This is a genomic window from Streptomyces sp. P9-2B-2, assembly GCF_030406865.1.
GTDB classification, from domain to species: Bacteria; Actinomycetota; Actinomycetes; order Streptomycetales; family Streptomycetaceae; genus Streptomyces; species Streptomyces platensis.
The window spans coordinates 3,993,007-4,011,031 of record NZ_CP129126.1 but is presented as its reverse complement, the minus strand read 5'-3'; the positions used below and the strand labels follow the sequence as shown (position 1 = coordinate 4,011,031).

14 protein-coding genes are annotated in these 18,025 nt (G+C 72.5%); 9 read left to right on the top strand and 5 right to left on the bottom strand.

The features are described from left to right. Positions 1-30: 30 nt before the first annotated feature. A complete protein-coding gene (locus QT196_RS17335) occupies positions 31-696 on the bottom strand; it encodes an MOSC domain-containing protein (RefSeq protein WP_168479888.1) in 666 nt (221 codons plus the stop codon). 169 nt (positions 697-865) lie between these two features. Here QT196_RS17335 and QT196_RS17330 point away from each other — a divergent pair, with 169 nt between their 5' ends. Next, the gene (locus QT196_RS17330) at positions 866-1,777 is read left to right on the top strand and encodes a LysR family transcriptional regulator (protein ID WP_168479886.1); all 912 of its coding nucleotides are present in this window, start codon (positions 866-868) and stop codon (positions 1,775-1,777) included. 69 nt (positions 1,778-1,846) lie between these two features. Here QT196_RS17330 and QT196_RS17325 read toward each other — a convergent pair whose 3' ends face one another. After that, positions 1,847-2,179, bottom strand: coding sequence for a WhiB family transcriptional regulator (locus QT196_RS17325; protein WP_042155964.1), 333 nt, complete (start codon positions 2,177-2,179; stop codon positions 1,847-1,849). Positions 2,180-2,559: 380 nt separating this feature from the next. Here QT196_RS17325 and QT196_RS17320 point away from each other — a divergent pair, with 380 nt between their 5' ends. The 4 genes from QT196_RS17320 (at position 2,560) to QT196_RS17305 (ending at position 6,924) form a co-directional block, all read left to right on the top strand. Continuing rightward, the gene (locus QT196_RS17320) at positions 2,560-3,171 is read left to right on the top strand and encodes a response regulator transcription factor (protein WP_003948568.1); all 612 of its coding nucleotides are present in this window, start codon (positions 2,560-2,562) and stop codon (positions 3,169-3,171) included. A gap of 283 nt (positions 3,172-3,454) precedes the next feature. Then, a complete protein-coding gene (locus QT196_RS17315; protein ID WP_018090849.1) occupies positions 3,455-4,030 on the top strand; it encodes a sigma-70 family RNA polymerase sigma factor in 576 nt (191 codons plus the stop codon). A 139-nt stretch (positions 4,031-4,169) separates the two neighbouring features. Beyond that, complete coding sequence (guaB, locus tag QT196_RS17310) at positions 4,170-5,672, top strand: IMP dehydrogenase (RefSeq protein WP_168479884.1); 1,503 nt, start codon at positions 4,170-4,172, stop codon at positions 5,670-5,672. A 124-nt stretch (positions 5,673-5,796) separates the two neighbouring features. Continuing rightward, positions 5,797-6,924 (top strand): GuaB3 family IMP dehydrogenase-related protein, encoded by a 1,128-nt coding sequence (locus QT196_RS17305; RefSeq protein WP_266738400.1) that lies wholly within the window; start codon positions 5,797-5,799, stop codon positions 6,922-6,924. Positions 6,925-6,983: 59 nt separating this feature from the next. Here QT196_RS17305 and QT196_RS17300 read toward each other — a convergent pair whose 3' ends face one another. Then, complete coding sequence (locus QT196_RS17300; protein ID WP_290355218.1) at positions 6,984-8,231, bottom strand: nucleotide sugar dehydrogenase; 1,248 nt, start codon at positions 8,229-8,231, stop codon at positions 6,984-6,986. A gap of 218 nt (positions 8,232-8,449) precedes the next feature. Here QT196_RS17300 and QT196_RS17295 point away from each other — a divergent pair, with 218 nt between their 5' ends. After that, positions 8,450-10,156: a glycerol-3-phosphate dehydrogenase/oxidase gene (locus QT196_RS17295; RefSeq protein ID WP_168479878.1), complete on the top strand. Its 1,707-nt coding sequence runs from the start codon at positions 8,450-8,452 to the stop codon at positions 10,154-10,156. 34 nt (positions 10,157-10,190) lie between these two features. On the opposite strand, the gene QT196_RS17290 is transcribed toward QT196_RS17295, so the two are convergent. Then, a complete protein-coding gene (locus QT196_RS17290) occupies positions 10,191-11,357 on the bottom strand; it encodes a cytochrome P450 (RefSeq protein ID WP_266738404.1) in 1,167 nt (388 codons plus the stop codon). 186 nt (positions 11,358-11,543) lie between these two features. Here QT196_RS17290 and QT196_RS17285 point away from each other — a divergent pair, with 186 nt between their 5' ends. Beyond that, the gene (locus tag QT196_RS17285; RefSeq protein ID WP_168479874.1) at positions 11,544-12,011 is read left to right on the top strand and encodes a MarR family transcriptional regulator; all 468 of its coding nucleotides are present in this window, start codon (positions 11,544-11,546) and stop codon (positions 12,009-12,011) included. On the opposite strand, the gene QT196_RS17280 is transcribed toward QT196_RS17285, so the two are convergent. Beyond that, a complete protein-coding gene (locus tag QT196_RS17280) occupies positions 12,008-13,294 on the bottom strand; it encodes a serine hydrolase domain-containing protein (RefSeq protein ID WP_168479872.1) in 1,287 nt (428 codons plus the stop codon). The two genes, QT196_RS17285 and QT196_RS17280, sit on opposite strands and share 4 nt — an antisense overlap. A gap of 189 nt (positions 13,295-13,483) precedes the next feature. On the opposite strand from QT196_RS17280, the gene QT196_RS17275 reads away from it, so the two are divergent. Then, positions 13,484-15,595 carry a protein kinase gene (locus QT196_RS17275; protein ID WP_290355217.1) on the top strand — a complete coding sequence of 704 codons (2,112 nt, stop codon included), beginning with the start codon at positions 13,484-13,486 and terminating at the stop codon, positions 15,593-15,595. A gap of 215 nt (positions 15,596-15,810) precedes the next feature. Continuing rightward, complete coding sequence (locus QT196_RS17270) at positions 15,811-18,018, top strand: protein kinase (RefSeq protein WP_290355216.1); 2,208 nt, start codon at positions 15,811-15,813, stop codon at positions 18,016-18,018. Positions 18,019-18,025: the final 7 nt, after the last annotated feature.

Below are 18,025 nucleotides of genomic sequence, written 5' to 3'. Positions count from 1 at the left end.
GCCCCACCGCCCCGGGCCCGGCGGGGCCGCTCAACCCACCGCCCGCTCCGCATACTTCCGGGCCTTCTGCCGCGCCTCCTCCGGCAGCGCCGCACCCGCCTCCAGCAGCCGCGGCAGCAGCTCCCGCCGGGTCGTCAGGGCCCGGAACATCAGCCCGATCGTCACCTCGTGGTCCGGCCGGTGCACCACCTCGACGGCGTCCCCGGCCCGGATCTCGCCCGGCTCGATCACCCGCAGATACGCACCGGGCACCGCGGCCTGGGTGAACCGCCTGATCCAGCCGCGCTCACCGAGCCACGCGTGGAACGTCCGGCACGGAATCCGCGGTGAGGTCACCTCCAGCAGCAGCCCCGGACCCACCCGCCAGCACTCGCCGATACGGGCACCGGTGACCTCGACGCCCCATGTGGTGAGGTTCTCGCCGAAGACCCCATTGGCCAGCTCGCGGCCCAGTTCCCGCTGCCAGGCGTCCAGATCCTCCCGGGCGTAGGCGTAAACGGCCTGGTCGTCGCCGCCGTGATGGCGCAGGTCGACCACCGCGTCCCCGGCCAGCCCGCTGCCCCCGACGCCCTGGGGGCCGGGCGCGGCCACCGCCACCGGCCCGTCCACGGGCCGCTTGTCGATCCCCGTACCGCCCTCCGCGGCGGTGTGCCGGCACGGGGTCGGCCGCCCCACATTCACGCTCAGCAGCTTCATACGGTGCTCCGTTGCTCGGTCGTGCGACGTGCTCCGGGGCCGGTTCCGCCGGCGTCACCCCAGCTCATGCGCGCCTTCGATCCACGTTAGGCATGTCCGACAGCCGTGTGCCCCAAAAGCAAGGACGCAATTTTTCCCGACCGGTCCAAGCGGCGCTTATGCTCGAAACATGATCGAGGCCCGTCACCTCCGTGTGCTGCGCGCCGTCGCCAGGAGCGGCTCGTTCTCCGCGGCCGCGCGCGAACTGGGCTGCACCCAGCCGGCCGTCAGCCAGCAGATGAAGGCGCTGGAACAGTCCGCCGGCACCCCGCTGCTGGTCCGCGCGGGCCGCGAGATGCGGCTGACCCAGGCGGGTGAGGCGCTCGTCCGGCACGCGGTCGGCATCCTGGCCGGGCTCACCGCCGCCGAGGAGGAGATCGCCGCCATCGCGGGCCTGCGTGCGGGACGGGTGCGGCTGGTGTCGTTCCCCTCCGGCAGCTCGACGCTGGTGCCGACGGCCCTGGCCACGATGCGGGCCGCGCACCCGGGCACCCGGGTCTCGCTGGTCGAGGCCGAGCCGCCGCGCTCGATCGAGATGCTGCGCAACGGTGACTGCGAGATCGCGCTGGCCTTCCGCTACCCCGAGGTGCGCGGTGCGGACCCGGCGGCCGGGGCGGAGTGGGACGACCTGGTGGTCCGCCCGATCCTGGCGGACCGGCTGGTCGGGCTGGTGCCGGCCGGGCACCGGCTGGCGAAGGCGGGCGTCGCGCGCTTCGACGAGCTGGCCGACGAACCGTGGATCGCGGGCTGTCCCCGCTGCCGCAGGCATCTCGTGGAGGTCTGTGAGAGCGCGGGCTTCACCCCGCGGATCGACTTCGCGACGGACGACTATCCGGCGGTCATCGGCCTGGTCGGGGCCGGTCTGGGAGTCGCCGCGCTGCCGGAACTCACCCTCGCGTCGGTGCGTCCCAAGGGGGCGACGGCGGTACGTCTGGAGCCTGCCGTCCACCGCGAGATCGTCGCGCTCACCCTGCCGGATCTGGCGCAGGTCCCCGCCGTCGAGGCGACGCTCGACAAGCTGGTGGACGCCGCGGGGCGCTGACGGCCCGGGGGCCGCGGCTTCGGCCGTCATTGCAGGAACGTTTCTTCAGGAGCGGTCCGCTCCGGGGTGTCAGGCGCCCGAGGCGCCCGGGTGGCCGGTCATGGAAGAGGCGGGGACCAGCCGGTGCCGGGCCCGCCCCATGAGTTCCTCGCGCTCGTCCTCCGTCAGCCCGCCCCACACCCCGTAGGGCTCACGAACGGCCAGTGCATGCGCCGCGCACTCGGCCCGTACCGGGCAGCGCATACAGACCTCCTTCGCCGATGTCTCACGCGCGCTGCGGGCCGCTCCGCGCTCACCTTCGGGATGGAAGAACAGCGAGCTGTCCACGCCACGGCAGGCAGCCAGCAGCTGCCAGTCCCAGAGGTCTGCGTTCGGGCCCGGGAGGCGGGAGAAATCTGCCATTGCTTGTCCCCTCGAAGCGATGCTGATTCGGGCTCGGTGCTCACGACGGTACATCTACTGTCGAAGTAGATGTAAATATGACTCATTGCGAATCTAGTCATAGTCACCACGAAAATGGAAGAAAGAGAGCCAAATAGGGCATAGGGTGCACGCGCGGATGCCGGTCGCCCATTGAGTCGTCTGCGTATCCGGCTCCTCACGGAGCGTGCTGAACTCGGTCGCCGAAGCCGTAACTCTTTCGAGTGACCGTCGTTGAGAGTGCGGAGGCGGTTGGCAGAGGTAGACCCCGGGCAAATGTCCGAGGGCCGTCAATCGCACAGGTGACGATACGTACCAGCCTGGAGGCTCAAGGTGACGCGCATCAGCTGCGGAGGGCGGTCATGACATCCGTCCTCGTCTGCGACGACTCCCCGCTTGCCCGAGAGGCGCTCCGTCGGGCGGTTGCGACCGTGCCCGGCGTCGAGCGTGTGACGACCGCGGCCAACGGCGAGGAAGTCCTCCGCCGCTGGGGTGCCGATCGTTCGGATCTGATTTTGATGGACGTACGGATGCCCGGTCTCGGCGGTGTCGAGACCGTGCGCCGGCTGCTGTCAGCGGACCCGGGCGCCCGGATCATCATGCTCACGGTGGCCGAGGATCTGGACGGGGTCGCGCTCGCGGTCGCCGCCGGTGCCCGCGGCTATCTGCACAAGGACGCCTCGCGCGCCGAGCTGCGGGCGACGGTGACCCAGGCGCTCGCGGATCCGACGTGGCGGCTCGCCCCGCGCCGGCTGCGGTCCGCCGAGATGGGTGCCGCGCCGACGCTCACCGCGCGGGAGATCCAGGTGCTGGAGGGCATGAGTCACGGCCGCTCGAACGCCGAGATCGGCCGTGAGCTGTTCCTCTCGGAGGACACGGTCAAGACCCATGCCCGGCGCCTTTTCAAGAAACTCGGCGCCTCGGACCGGGCGCATGCGGTGGCCCTGGGCTTCCGCTGGGGACTGGTCCGCTAAGGCGTTGTGACGTGCAGCGATGCGGGGGAGTGAAGATCCCCGCCCGCCGTGTGGCGGGCGGGGCGGCAGAGCGCCCCGTGCCCGTCGGCGTACGACGGCGGTCCGATTCGCCGCGCGGTGCCGCATCCTTGGGAGTATGGAGTTCCTCGGGGACGGGCCGGTCGGGCACGAGGGGAGGGCGCAGGACATGACATCAGCCGGCGCACCTGCCGCTCATAACGCTTCAGTGCACAAGTGCGGACCTGATGCCGCGGATCGCGCGGCGCCAAGGCACCATGGTCCGATGCGTGATGACGGGAAGCAGGAAATCGGCGATCTCGTCGCACGCGCAGTCGAGGGTGACCAGCGGGCCACCCACGATCTTCTGGCCCATGTGCACCCCCTCGCCCTGCGCTACTGCCGTACCCGGCTGTCGCGGCTGCCGGGTGATGCCCGGCACTTCGTCGAGGATCTGGCGCAGGAAGTATGTGTCGCGGTGCTCTGTGCGCTGCCGCGTTACCGCGACACCGGCAAGCCCTTCGAGGCCTTTGTCTTCGCGATCGCCGGCCACAAGGTCGCCGATCTCCAGCGGGCCGCCATGCGGCATCCGGGCAGCACGGCCGTGCCGTCCGACGAGATGCCCGAGCAGCCGGACGACTCCCTCGGCCCTGAGGAGCGGGCGCTGCTGAGCAGCGACGCCGAGTGGGCCAAGAAGCTGCTGGCGAATCTTCCGGAGAACCAGCGTGAGCTGGTGCTGCTGCGGGTCGCCGTCGGGCTGACGGCCGAGGAGACCGGGCAGATGCTGGGCATGTCGCCCGGTGCGGTGCGGGTGGCCCAGCACCGTGCGCTGAGCAGGCTGCGGGCGCTGGCCGAGCAGTAGCGGTGACCGGTCAAAAGCGGCCGGATGTCACCGTAGAAAAGCACAAGTGACGAGGCCCTCATCGCTCGTGGAATGGGCCACCCCATTAGGCCGTTAGCATGGGAGTCCGCGCTGAGGCAAGAGCATTGGGGAAGGTGTCATGAGTGACAACGTCGACGGTATGCCCGCCAAATTCGCCATGCTCGGGCTGACATACGACGACGTGCTGCTGCTGCCCGGTGCGTCGGAGGTGCTGCCGAACGCGGTGAGCACCGCGTCCCGGGTCTCGCGCAACGTCACGGTGAACATCCCGCTGCTGTCCGCGGCGATGGACAAGGTCACCGAGGCCCGGATGGCCATCGCCATGGCGCGGCAGGGCGGCGCGGGTGTGCTCCACCGCAATCTGTCCATCGAGGACCAGGCCAACCAGGTCGACCTGGTCAAGCGCTCCGAGTCCGGCATGGTCACCGACCCGATCACGGTCCGCCCGGACGCCTCGCTCGCCGACGCCGACGCGCTGTGCGCCAAGTTCCGCATCAGCGGGGTGCCGGTGACGGACGCCGCGGGCAAGCTGCTGGGCATCGTGACCAACCGCGACATGGCCTTCGAGATGGACCGCAGCCGTCAGGTCCGCGAGGTCATGACGCCGATGCCGCTGGTCACCGGCAAGGTCGGCATCTCCGGCGAGGACGCCATCGAGCTGCTGCGCCGCCACAAGATCGAGAAGCTGCCGCTGGTCGACGACGCGGGCGTGCTCAAGGGCCTGATCACCGTCAAGGACTTCGTCAAGGCGGAGAAGTACCCGAACGCCGCCAAGGACGCCGAGGGCCGGCTGGTCGTCGGTGCCGCGGTGGGCGTCGGCGGCGAGGCGTACGAGCGGGCGCAGGCGCTGGTCGAGGCCGGTGCCGACTTCCTCGTCGTCGACAGCGCGCACGGCCACAGCCGCGGCATCCTCGACATGATCGCCAAGGTCAAGTCCAACATCAGCGTCGATGTCGTCGGCGGCAATGTCGCCACCCGCGACGGTGCCCAGGCGCTGATCGACGCGGGCGCCGACGGCATCAAGGTCGGTGTCGGCCCCGGCTCCATCTGCACCACCCGCGTCGTCGCCGGTGTCGGCGTGCCGCAGGTCACCGCGATCTACGAGGCCGCGCAGGCCGCGAACGCCGCGGGGGTGCCGCTGATCGGTGACGGCGGCCTCCAGTTCTCCGGTGACATCGCCAAGGCCATCGCGGCCGGTGCGGACACCGTGATGCTGGGCTCGCTGCTGGCCGGCTGCGAGGAGTCGCCCGGCGAGATGGTCTTCATCAACGGCAAGCAGTTCAAGTCGTACCGCGGCATGGGTTCGCTGGGCGCGATGCAGTCCCGCGGCCAGGCCCGCTCCTTCTCCAAGGACCGCTACTTCCAGGACAACGTGCTCTCCGAGGACAAGCTGGTCCCCGAGGGCATCGAGGGCCAGGTGCCCTACCGCGGCCCGCTCGGCTCGGTCGCCCACCAGCTCATCGGCGGTCTGCGCGCCTCCATGGGCTACGTCGGCTCCGCCGACATCTCCGAGCTCAAGGAGAAGGGCCGCTTCGTCCGGATCACCGCGGCGGGGCTGAAGGAGAGCCACCCGCACGACGTCCAGATGGTGACCGAGGCGCCCAACTACTCTCGTCGCTGAGCGTCCCCGGTCGCCAGCGACCGGATGACAGCATGAGCACCGATGCCCGCGGCCGCTCCCCGGCCGCGGGCTTCGGTGTGTCGGGGATACTGGAACGGCAGACGTAGAGGGAAAGGCCACACACGTGACTGAGATCGAGATCGGGCGCGGCAAGCGCGGCCGCCGGGCATACGCATTCGACGACATCGCCGTCGTACCCAGTCGCCGCACCCGCGACCCGAAGGAGGTCTCGATCGCCTGGCAGATCGACGCCTACCGTTTCGAGCTGCCGTTCCTGGCCGCTCCCATGGACTCGGTGGTCTCGCCGCAGACCGCGATCCGCATCGGTGAGCTGGGCGGCCTGGGCGTCCTCAACCTGGAGGGTCTCTGGACCCGGTACGAGGACCCGGAGCCGCTGCTCGCCGAGATCGCGGAGCTGGACGGCCCCGCGGCCACCAAGCGGCTCCAGGAGATCTACGCCGCGCCGATCAAGGAAGAGCTGATCGGGCAGCGCATCAAGGAGGTGCGGGACGCCGGTGTGGTGACCGCCGCCGCGCTGTCGCCGCAGCGTACGGCGCAGTTCTCCAAGGCCGTCGTCGACGCGGGCGTGGACATCTTCGTGATCCGCGGCACCACCGTCTCGGCCGAGCATGTCTCCTCGGCGGCCGAGCCGCTGAACCTCAAGCAGTTCATCTACGAGCTGGATGTCCCGGTCATCGTCGGCGGCTGCGCCACGTACACCGCGGCGCTGCACCTGATGCGGACCGGCGCGGCCGGTGTGCTGGTGGGCTTCGGCGGCGGCGCCGCGCACACCACCCGTAACGTCCTCGGCATCCAGGTCCCGATGGCGACCGCGGTCGCCGATGTCGCGGCCGCCCGCCGCGACTACATGGACGAGTCCGGCGGCCGCTACGTCCACGTCATCGCCGACGGCGGCGTGGGCTGGTCCGGCGACCTCCCGAAGGCGATCGCCTGCGGCGCCGACGCCGTGATGATGGGCTCCCCGCTGGCCCGCGCCACCGACGCGCCGGGCCGTGGCCACCACTGGGGCATGGAAGCGGTCCACGAGGACGTGCCGCGCGGCAAGCGGATGGACCTCGGTGCGGTCGGCACGACGGAGGAGGTGCTGCTGGGCCCGTCCACGGTCCCCGACGGCTCCATGAACTTCTTCGGTGCGCTGCGCCGCGCGATGGCGACGACCGGGTACTCGGAGCTGAAGGAATTCCAGCGGGTCGAGGTGACGGTGGCGCCGTCCCAGCACGACAACCGCTGACGCACGACACCCGCCGAAGGGCCCGGACCAGGCACACGGTCCGGGCCCTTCGGCATGCGTCACAACCGGTGGGCCGCGCCGGTGGGTGTCGCCCCGCGGGTGTCCAGCAGCAGTTGCGCCTTCACGGACAGCCCCTGGAGGTCGTAGGTGCGGTGGGCCTGGAGCAGGACCGTCAGATCCGCGGCGGCGGCGGCCTCGTACAGGGAGTCGGCCCTGGGCACCGGCCGGTCCAGCACGTTCCACTGGGGGACGTACGGGTCGTGGTACGTGAGGTGCGCGCCCAGTTCCATCAGGCGGGAGGCGATCTCGCGGGACGGTGAGCCCGCCTGGTCGCCGATGTCCGGCTTGTAGGTGACGCCGAGCAGCAGGATGCGTGCGCCGCGGGCGGATTTGCCGTGTTCGTTGAGGAGGGTGGCGCAGCGCTGGATGACATAGCGCGGCATCCGGCCGTTGACCTCCTGGGCCAGTTCCACCATGCGGAGCGGGTGGCCCGGGGCACGGCCCTTGTACGCGAGGTAGTTGGGGTCGATGGGCGCGGCGTGGCCGCCCACTCCGGGGCCGGGGCGGAAGGCCTGGAAGCCGAACGGTTTGGTCTCGGCGCAGCGGATGACGTCCCACAGGTCGACGCCGATCTCATGGCAGAAGACGGCCATCTCGTTCATCAGGGCGATGTTGATGTGGCGGTAGTTGGTCTCCAGAAGCTTGGCGGTCTCGGCCTCGCGGGGGCCGCGGGCGCGGACGACCTTGTCGGTGAGGCGGCCGTAGAAGGCGGCGGCTGCTTCCGTGCAGGCGGGGGTGAGGCCGCCGATGACCTTCGGGGTGTTGGCGTAGCGGTGGGTGCGGTTACCGGGGTCGTGGCGGCCGGGGGAGCAGGCGAGGTGGAAGTCCCGTCCGGCGGTGAGGCCCGAGCCCTCCTCCAGGAGGGGGCGCAGGAATTCCTCGGTGGTGCCCGGGTAGGCGGTGGATTCGAGGATCACCGTGGTGTGCGGGCGCAGTTGTGCCGCCAGGGTGCGGGCGGCGTCGGCCAGGGCGGTGAGGTCCAGGGCGCGGTCCTCGCCGAGGGGCGTGGGCGTGCAGAGGACGGCGGTGCGGACCCGGCCGAGGGCGGTGGGGTCGGTGGTGGTGCGGAAGCCGGCGGAGAGCAGCCGGCGGAGTTCGGTGGCGGTCAGCGGCCCGTCGGCGCCGGAGAGTGCGGCGGTGGGCGGGTCGGGGTCGTAGCCGATGGTGCCGATGCCGGCGGCGGTGGCGGCCTGGGCGAGTGGGAGGCCGAGGTGACCGAGTCCGATGACGGCGAGGTCTGCGGGCATGCTGCGGCCGTCCTTCCCGAGCGACTGCGAATGGCGTGTGCGGCATGACGTGTGCGGAGGTCGCATAAATACACTAAGCGGATATTTGACCCAGAATAGGGATTGGTGGATCAAGGCGGCGGGGTGTTGCCGCCCGGAGCGAAGGGTGGATACCGGCACGCGGCGTGGACAGAATCGACGGACGGGGGGTGTGGCCCCGATCACAGCGGGAGGCAGCGGTGAAGACAGCGATACTGGGACCGGCGCAGCGGGCCGAGGCGCTCGCCCGAATGGCGGAGCGGGAGCTGGACATTCTCGTGGTCGGCGGCGGAGTCGTCGGCGCGGGGACCGCGCTGGACGCGGCGACCCGCGGACTGTCGACCGGACTGGTCGAGGCGCGGGACTGGGCCTCGGGCACGTCCAGCCGGTCGAGCAAGCTCATCCACGGTGGTCTGCGGTATCTGGAAATGCTGGACTTCGCGCTGGTCAGAGAGGCGTTGAAGGAGCGGGGGCTGCTGCTGGAGCGGCTGGCGCCGCATCTGGTCAAGCCGGTCCCGTTCCTGTATCCCCTTCAGCACAAGGGCTGGGAGCGCTGGTACGCGGGCTCCGGTGTGGCGCTGTACGACGCGATGTCGGTCTCCTCGGGGCACGGCCGCGGACTGCCCGTGCACCGGCATCTGTCGCAGAAGCGGGCGCTGCGGGTGGCGCCCTGTCTGAAGAGGGACGCGCTGGTCGGTGCGCTCCAGTACTACGACGCGCAGATGGACGACGCGCGCTATGTCGCCACCATGGTGCGGACCGCGGCCGCCTACGGGGCGCAGGTCGCCAACCGGGCACGCGTGGTGGGCTTTCTGCGCGAGGGCGAGCGGGTGGTCGGCGTACGGGTCGAGGACGTCGAGGGGGGCGGCGACTACGAGATCCGGGCGCAGCAGATCGTCAACGCCACCGGCGTGTGGACGGATGACACCCAGGCGCTGATCGGGGAGCGCGGGCAGTTCCACGTCCGGGCGTCGAAGGGGATTCACCTGGTGGTCCCCAAGGACCGGATCCACTCCACGACCGGGCTGATCCTGCGTACGGAGAAGAGCGTGCTGTTCGTCATCCCCTGGGGGCGGCACTGGATCGTGGGGACGACGGACACCGACTGGGATCTGGACAAGGCGCATCCGGCGGCCTCCAGCGCGGATATCGACTATCTGCTGGAGCATGTGAACGAGGTGCTCGCGACGCCGCTGACCAGGGACGACGTGGAGGGCGTGTACGCCGGGCTGCGGCCGCTGCTGGCCGGGGAGTCGGACGCCACCAGCAAGCTGTCCCGGGAGCACACCGTCGCGCATCCGCTGCCGGGGCTGGTCGTGGTGGCGGGCGGCAAGTACACGACGTACCGGGTGATGGCGAAGGACGCGGTGGACGAGGCGGTGCACGGCCTCGACCAGCGGGTCGCGGACTGTGTGACCGAGGACGTGCCGCTGGTCGGGGCCGAGGGCTACAAGGCGCTGTGGAACGCGCGGGCCCGGATCGCGGCGCGTACCGGACTGCATGTCGCCCGTATCGAGCATCTGCTGAACCGCTACGGCTCGCTGACCGAGGAGCTGCTGGAGCTGGTGGTGGCCGATCCGTCGCTGGGCGAACCGCTGGCCCACGCGGACGACTATCTGCGGGCCGAGGCGGTCTATGCCTGCACCCACGAGGGCGCCCGCCATCTCGACGACGTGCTGACCCGTCGCACCCGTATCTCCATCGAGACCTTCGACCGGGGCACCCGCAGCGCCCGCGAGGTCGCCGAGCTGATCGCGCCCGCGCTGGGCTGGGACGACGACCAGATCGAGAAGGAGATCGCGCATTACCAGAAGCGGGTCGAGGCGGAGCGCGAATCCCAGCGCCAGCCGGACGATCTGACGGCGGACGCGGCGCGGTTGGGGGCGCCGGACATCGTGCCGCTCTGAGGCGGCCCCGCCGCCGCACGTCGCGGGGAAGCCGTCAGCCGTGCAGGGCCACGGGGAGGGCGGTCAGCCGGCTTCCCTGGAGGCCGCCGATGCCGGTCAGCCGGAGTTCGGTGAGGGGGACGGTGAGCCGGGCGTCGGGAAAGTCGGTGCGCAGCACCGCGGCCACCGCGTGCAGTTCGAGGTGGGCGAGCTGGGCACCGACGCAGAAGTGCGGCCCGGCGCCGAAGGCCAGGTCCGGTCCCGGGGAGCGGGCGGGGTCGTTGCTGATGCCCTGGATGTCGACGAGCACCGGTGCCCGGGCGGGCAGCCGCGTCCCGGCGAGTTCCGTCTCGGCCGTGGTGAACCGCCAGAGCGTGAACGGGGCGGGCGGGTGCTGCCGCAGCGTCTCGCGGATCAGTGCGTCGGTGTCCGCCCGGTCCGCCGTGCCCTGGTGCCGGCCGGTGGCGAGTGCGCGGGCGATCAGGACGCCGAGGGCGGCGTCCGTGGTGAGCTGTCCGGCGAATATCAAGCCGAACAGGTGGTACCGCAGTTGGTCCGGGGAGGTGTGCGCGGGGACCCGGTCACGCAACTCCGCGGCCAGCCCCCGGCAGTCCTCGCCGAGCCCGGCGGCGGCGAGTCCGGTGAGCGCGGCGATCGCCCTGCCCTGCGCGCCGGGCTCGGTGCCGAACATCTGCCGGCAGCTGTCGGCGGCCCGGTCGACGCGGTCGAGGGGGATGTCGAGCAGGTCGAGCAGGACGGTGAGCGGATAGCGGGTGGTGAACCCGGCCATCAGGTCGACCGTGGTGCGGCCGGCGGCGAGTTCGGTGAGCAGCTGCCGGGCGAGGGTGTGGACCCGGCCGGACTGCGCGCGGATCCGCTGGGCGTTGAGGAGCGGAGCGTGGGCCCGTCGCAGAGCGGTGTGCTCGGGGCCGTCGAGGGTGGTGAGGGAGGGCTGTGCGGCGGCGGTCTGCTCCAGCCCCGCGGTGTCCCGGTCCCAGCCGGGCGGGGCGAACGCGGGGTCTTTGGTGATCCGGGGGTCGGTGAGCACCGCGCGTGCCAGGGCGTCGTCGGTCACGATCCAGGCCCGTCCCCCGGCCGGGGCGTCCACTTGCACGAGGGGGCCGGCGGCCCGCAGGGCGGCGCGGACCGGGTCGGGCTCGGTGAGGCCGCGAACGGTGGCGGCGAACGGGTCGATGCCGTCGAGGTAGGGAGCGTTCCGCATCAGGACTCCATCAGGCCATGAGGGATGGGGGCAGAGGGTCACACATGCCTCCGCCATCAAGTGACTCGTTGATGAAGTATCTCTATCATGAAGTAATTCCAGCAGGAAGCTATGGTGGGCCGCGGCAGGCTGTCCAGAGGTGCCACGGCGGTGGTGCCGGTGGCGTAGGGAAGGCGGAGGGGCCTCGTGGAGGAACCGGTGTCCGGCGGTGTCGGGGCGCAGCGGGAGCGGCTGGCGGAGGGGCTGCGGACCTACGGCGCGAGCTTCACCGAACTGGGCCGCCGCTTCGCCACCCGGATCGGCGTGCACTCCACCGACGCGTTCGCCCTGCTGGAGATCGCCTCGGCCGAGGAGCGCGGCGAACCCCTGTCCCCGGCCGCGCTCGGCAGACGTATCCCGCTGTCGTCGGGGGCCATGACCGCGCTGCTGAACCGGCTCGAAGAGGCCGGGTATGTCACCCGCACCCGCGGCCACGCCGACCGGCGGATGGTCACGCTGCACAGCAGCTCCCGGGTCAGGGAGCTTGCGGACGCGTTCTTCGGCCCCGCCAACGGGCGCCAGGACGCCGTCCTGTCCCGCTATCCGGCCGAGCTGCTGGCGCAGTTCGAAACCCTGCTGGCCGAGCTGACCTCCGCCATGGACGACGTGCCCTAGCGGACCGGGTGCCGCCCCGGCAGGACGTCCGTACGCCGTGACGGCACGGGGCGGCCGCCGTGCCCGGCGCAGAACTCCGCCGTCAGTACCGCCCTGTCGGGGACCGGGGCGGAGTGGGTGTCGGTGTTCACGCGGTAGCTGAGGACGTGGCGGCCGTCGGGGGTGGCGGCGGTGCGGGCGTGGGAGCCGTTGATCTCGCCGTTGTGGCCCCAGACGGTGACGCCGCAGGGCAGTTCGGTCGCGTAGAGGCCGAGGCCGTAGGTGCCGCCGGTGGGCCGCGCGTTGCGTATCTGCGCCATCTGGCGGGGCGCCAGGAACCGGCCGCCGAGGAGCGCGGAGAAGAAGCGGTTGAGGTCGCCGAGGGTGGTGACCATCTCGCCGGCCGCGCCCGCCCGGCTGGGGTTCAGCGCGGTGGCGTCCACCCGCCGGTGGCCGATGCGGGAGTACGCCCGGCCGTGCGGCCTCGGCAGTGCCGGGGCGGTGCCGGGGAACGAGGTGTGGTGGAGGCCGGCGGGGACGAGGAGGCGGCGGCGGATCTCGGTGGCGTACGGGTGTCCGGTGACGGCCTGGATGACCAGGCCCAGCACGAGGTAGTTGGTGTTGGAGTAGGAGTACCGGGCGCCCGGGGCGGCCGCCGGGGGATGGCGCAGGGCGGTGCGCAGCAGCTCGGCGGGGGTGTGGCGGTCGTAGCGGTGGGCGCGGAAGCCCGTGCCGAAGAGCTGCCTCGCGAGCCGGGGATCGTCGGTGTAGTTGAACAAGCCACTCGTATGGTCCAGCAGCTGGCGGATCGTCACCCGGCGGAGGCCGCCGCGGGTGCCGGGGCCCGTGACCCGCGTGCCCGGCGGGAGGTGGGCGGCGGCGCTGTCGTGGAGGGTCAGCCGGTGCTCGGCGGCCAACTGGAGGACGACCGTGGCGACCAGGGTTTTGGTGAGGCTGCCGGCCCGGAAGTGGTCCCGGGGGCCCATGGCGCGGCCACTGTGCAGGTCCGCCACCCCGGCCGTGGAGAACCGCGCGGCCGGGAAACCGGCGCGGGTGGTGAGGGCGGCCGCGCCCGGGATCCCGTCGCCGACCAGGCGGTGCAGCGCCGGTGCCGTCCGCGCGGGCGGCCGGGCGGGTTTCAGGGGCATGGGGGCGAGGCCGGATTGGCCGGTGGAGGCCGTCAGGAGCAGCGTGGCCAGGACCGCCAGGGCGCCCGTACGGAGCAGGGCGGGACGGTGGCCCGCCGGGGGCGCCGCCGGGCGGAGTGCGCGGGCCGCGGCCGGGCGACGCGGGCGCTTCGTCATCGGGACTCCCGTTCGTCGGGGCCATCATGACGGGTGCAGGGTGTTGTTCGGCACCGACCCGGGCCTTCCGCACGGCCGCGGATGAGGGAGAATGAAGGCTCTGCCAGGGTGGGTTGTCCGAGTTGGGCCAGTTTGGTGATCGATGGGACGTCGAAGCTGCCAACTCGGCTGGATTGCAGAGGGGATTCAGTGGGCGACGAGGTCGAGATGGACGGCAAGGAGGGCAGGCTGCTCGCCGGCCGGTACCGGCTCGCCGATGTTCTCGGCCGGGGCGGCATGGGCACCGTCTGGCGGGCACGTGACGAGGTCCTGGGCCGTACGGTCGCAGTCAAGGAACTGCGCTTCCCGGGCGGGGTCGAGGAGGACGAGAAGCGTCGTCTGATCACCCGCACGCTGCGCGAGGCCAAGGCGATCGCCCGGATCCGGAACAACGGCGCGGTGACGGTCTATGACGTGGTCGACGAGGACGACCGCCCGTGGATCGTGATGGAGCTGGTCGAGGGACGCTCGCTCGCCGAGGTCATCCGTGACGACGGCCCGCTTCCCCCGCGCCGTTCCGCCGAGGTCGGTCTGGCGGTGCTGGATGTGCTGCGCGCCGCCCACGCCGCGGGCATCCTGCACCGCGATGTGAAGCCGTCCAACGTCCTGATGTCCGATGACGGCCGGGTCGTGCTCACCGACTTCGGTATCGCCCAGGTCGAGGGCGACCCCTCGGTGACCTCGACCGGCATGCTCGTCGGCGCCCCTTCCTACATCTCCCCGGAGCGCGCCCGCGGCCAGAAGCCGGGCCCGCCGGCCGACCTGTGGTCGCTGGGCGGGCTGCTGTACGCCTGTGTCGAGGGCGTGCCGCCGTACGACAAGGGCTCGGCGATCGCCACGCTGACGGCGGTGATGACCGAGCCGGTCGAGCCGCCGAAGAGCGCCGGCGGGCTGGAAGAGGTCATCTACGGCCTGCTGGTGAAGGACCCGGCGGGCCGGCTGGACGACGCCGGGGCGCGGACGCTGCTGCTGGATGTGGTGCACGCCCCCGAGGCGCGCAAGCCCGAGCCCCCGCTGGACGAGACCCGGGCGATGGTGCTGCCGACGGTGCCCAAGGAGCGCGCCAAGGCGAAGCCGGACAGCGCGCCGAAGCCGAAGCCCGCCGCGAAGTCGCGGGTGGCGCGCAAGCCGAAGCCCGCTGTCGCCCCGGTGGCGGAGTCGCCGGCCAAGAGCGGGCCCGCGTCCGACGCTGCCACGGCGGGCAAGAGCAAGGCCGGTGCCGCCAAGGCCGGCGGCGCCAAGGCCGCCGCGACGAGCACCCCGGAGCGGACCGGGCGCCCGAAGACGGCCACCCCGGCCGCCGGGGAGAAGGCCGGCGCGGCCCCTGCCGCATCCGGCGCGTCCCGCCCCACGCTCACCCGTCCCGGGTTCGACACCGAGGCCGCCAAGGAGCGGCTGCGCGGTGCGCTGCGGACGGTCCGTGCGGCGGCCGCCGCGGCGAAGGCCCGTGCGGACTCCAGACCCGATGACGGAAGCCGTCCGGCGCCCCGCGCTTCGGTGACCGATGTCGTCCCGCGCCGCACCCTGGTCATCGTGGCCGTGGTCGTCGTCCTGGCGGTGCTGGGCACGGTCCTGGCCGTCGCGCTGAGCGGCGACGACGGCACGAAGAACAGCGGCAAGCCGGCCGGCAAGCCGGACAAGTCGTCGGCCGCGGCGAAGGCGAAGCCCTCCACGGAATCGGCCGACACGGACGAGGACACACCGCAGGGCGGGCCCGCCTCGCCGTCCCCGCAGCCCGGCGGTGTCAGCCCGGCCGAGGAGGAGGGCGACACCGGCGGCAAGGACGGCAAGGGGGGCAAGGCGGTGCCGGACGGCTTCGCCCGGATCTCCAACGGCCGCTTCCACTTCGGTATGGCGATGCCCAAGGGCTTCCATCAGACGGCCACCGCGGGGGAGGGCTCCGGCGTCATCTACAGCGCCTCGGGCGGCTTCCCCCGCGTCCAGGTGGACTACAACGCCCAGCCCGGCGACGACGCGGCGGCTTCCTGGCGCAGCCTGGAGCCGGCGGTGCGCGGCTCCACCGAGGACTACCACCGCATCAGCATCAAGCCGGTGAAGTGGCGGGGCTACCCGACCGTCGCCGACTGGTCCTTCACACGGCGTCAGAGCGGCCAGCAGGTCCGGGTCCTCGACCGCGGCTTCCGGGCCGACGACCAGCACGGCTACGCCATCATGATCACTTGTGAGAAGGGCAAGTGGCCGGACAAGGAGTGCCAGGACGTGGTCTCGGCCGCGTTCAAGTCCTTCGCGATCAAGGACTGAGCGCGGGACCGGGGCGCGGGCCGGGCGACGCACGGACAGAGTGCGCGTCGTTGCGCAGACCGGCCCGCAAGCCGCGGTGCGGGCACGTATCGTGAGACCGCGAAGACCGTACGCATCCGCAATCGGCGGGAATACGACCGGAAGTGACCGGAGGCGCCAGCGCCGAGGGCGTTCCGGCGCGGCGGTAGACACAGCGCGCGCTGCGGGGAGGCGTCGTGGACGAGTACGCGGGAAGGGTGCTCGCCGAGCGTTACCGCCTGCCGTTGCGGCCCCTCGGCGATGACGACTTCACCGAGTCCCGGGCGTTCGACACGTTCAGCGGACAGGAGGTCCTGGTCCGTCAGGTGCCGCTGCCCGAGGTGGTCGACGCGGAGGTCGTGGATGCGGAGCCGGCCGGGCCCGCCGAGCGGGGGACCGGCGGCGGCCGCTATGGTGCCGCACGGCTGACCGGCGGCGCGGGGGTGGCCGACCGCAGCCCCGGGGACCCCGCCGTACGACGCGCGCTGGAGGCCGCCACGACCGCGGCCCAGCTGGCCGATCACCCCCGGCTGGAGCAGGTCTTCGACGTCTTCGCGCAGGACGGCAGCCTGTGGATCGTCGCCGAACTCCTGCTCGCCCGCCCGCTGTCCGCGCTGCTCGCCGAGCGGACGCTGTCCCCGCACCGCGCCGCGGAGATCGCCGCGGATCTGCTCACCGTGCTGCGGGTACTGCACGCCGAGGGCATGCTGCACCGCAACATCACCGCCCGTACGGTCCTGGTCTGCGACGACGGCCGGGCCATCCTGACCGGTCTGGCGGCGGGCGCGGCCCAGGAAGCGCTGTGCGGGACCGAGCCGCCCACCGTCGCGGACCCGCCGGACGAGCCCGCGCCGGACGCCCCGGACGCCAAGACCTCGCTGACCAAGCCCGCACCGGACGACGAGGACAGCACCGGCCCCGCGTACGGCCGGCCCACCGCCGGGCTCGCCGCCGAACGGGCCCGGCAGGCGCGGCTGACCGTCGTCGGCCCGCTCACCGAGCGCTGGGCGCCGGAGCAGGCCGGACCGGTGCACGAGAACTGGCAGTTGGCGCCGCCGGTCGGCCCGGCCACCGATCTGTGGGCGGTCGGCGCGCTGCTCTACCGGAGCGTGCAGGGGCAGGCGCCGTTCCCCGAGGACAGCGCCGTGGAGCTGGCGCAGCTGGTCTGTTCGCAGCCGCCCGCGGACGCCGAGGAGTGCGGGGCGCTGCGGCCGGTCGTCGAGTCGCTGCTGCGCCAGGACCCGGCCGACCGCCCGGATGCCGAGGAGCTGAACGGCTGGCTGCGCTCCCTGATCCGTACGGCGCCGGAGCCGGCGGTCGGCAGCCGGCTGGTGACGATGCCGGCGGAGGGGGCCGATCCGCGGCGGCTGCCGATCGTGCGGCGCCGCGGCGAACTCGTACGGAAGGGCCGGCACAAGAAGACCCGGACGGCCCGCCGCACCCGGCCGCAGCCGGCCCCGGCCGCCGTGGGGGCCGCCGCGGCCGCACCGCCCGTTCCCCGGGCACCGGACCCGGAGCCCACCCCGCTCGTCTCCACCACCCGCCCGCCGCGCCCCCCGAAACAGCCGAAGCCGCTCCGGCAGTCCGGACCGGCCCGCCCGGCCCGGTCCGGTGGACCGGCGTCCGGACAGAGCGGGCCCGCGGACCGGGACCCGTACGACCAGCGGACACCGGCCCCGTCCGGCCCGGACGCCGCCCCCCGCCCGTCGCGCGGGCCGCGCCACCTCGGCCGGCTGCTGCTCACCGCGGTCCTGCTGCTGCTCGTCGGCGCGGTCGTCTATGCGCTGGCATTCCTGCCGAAGTCCGGTTCGGACTCCAAGGCGGGCGAGCGCGGCGGGGACCGTACGGGCAGCTCGGGTGCGGCGCCCGCCAGCCCGGCACCTTCCGGTGACCAGGAGGGCGACCACGCCGCGGCCGGCACCGGCGCACCGCAGACCACCGCGCCCGCCGAGGTCGCCAAGGGCTTCGGGGTACGCAACGACCCGGAGGGTTTCCAGGTCGCGGTCCGCGAGGGCTGGCAGCGGCGCGGCGCCAACGACCGGGGCCAGGTGCGGTACGTCGGCGGGGACTACGAGCTGGTGGTGGTGCCCGGCCGCGACACCACGGCGCGCTTCGGCACCGACCCGATGGCGTATCTCCAGAACAAGGAAGCCGAGCTGGCCCCGTACCGCTCCTCCGGCTGGGCCTCGGCCTCCGGCCTCCAGCGGATCGACGTCGGCAAGACGGCGATGGCCGAGGGCACCTTCTCCTGGCGCGACGGCAGCGGCCGCGAGGTGTACGTACGGAACCTCGCGATGATCCACAAGGGCCGCTACCACCTCGTCCTCGTCATCGGCCCGGACCGCGGCCGGCACGAGATCGACCAGCTCTACACCCAGGCGACGAGCGCCTACCGGCCGGGCTGAGGCGGCG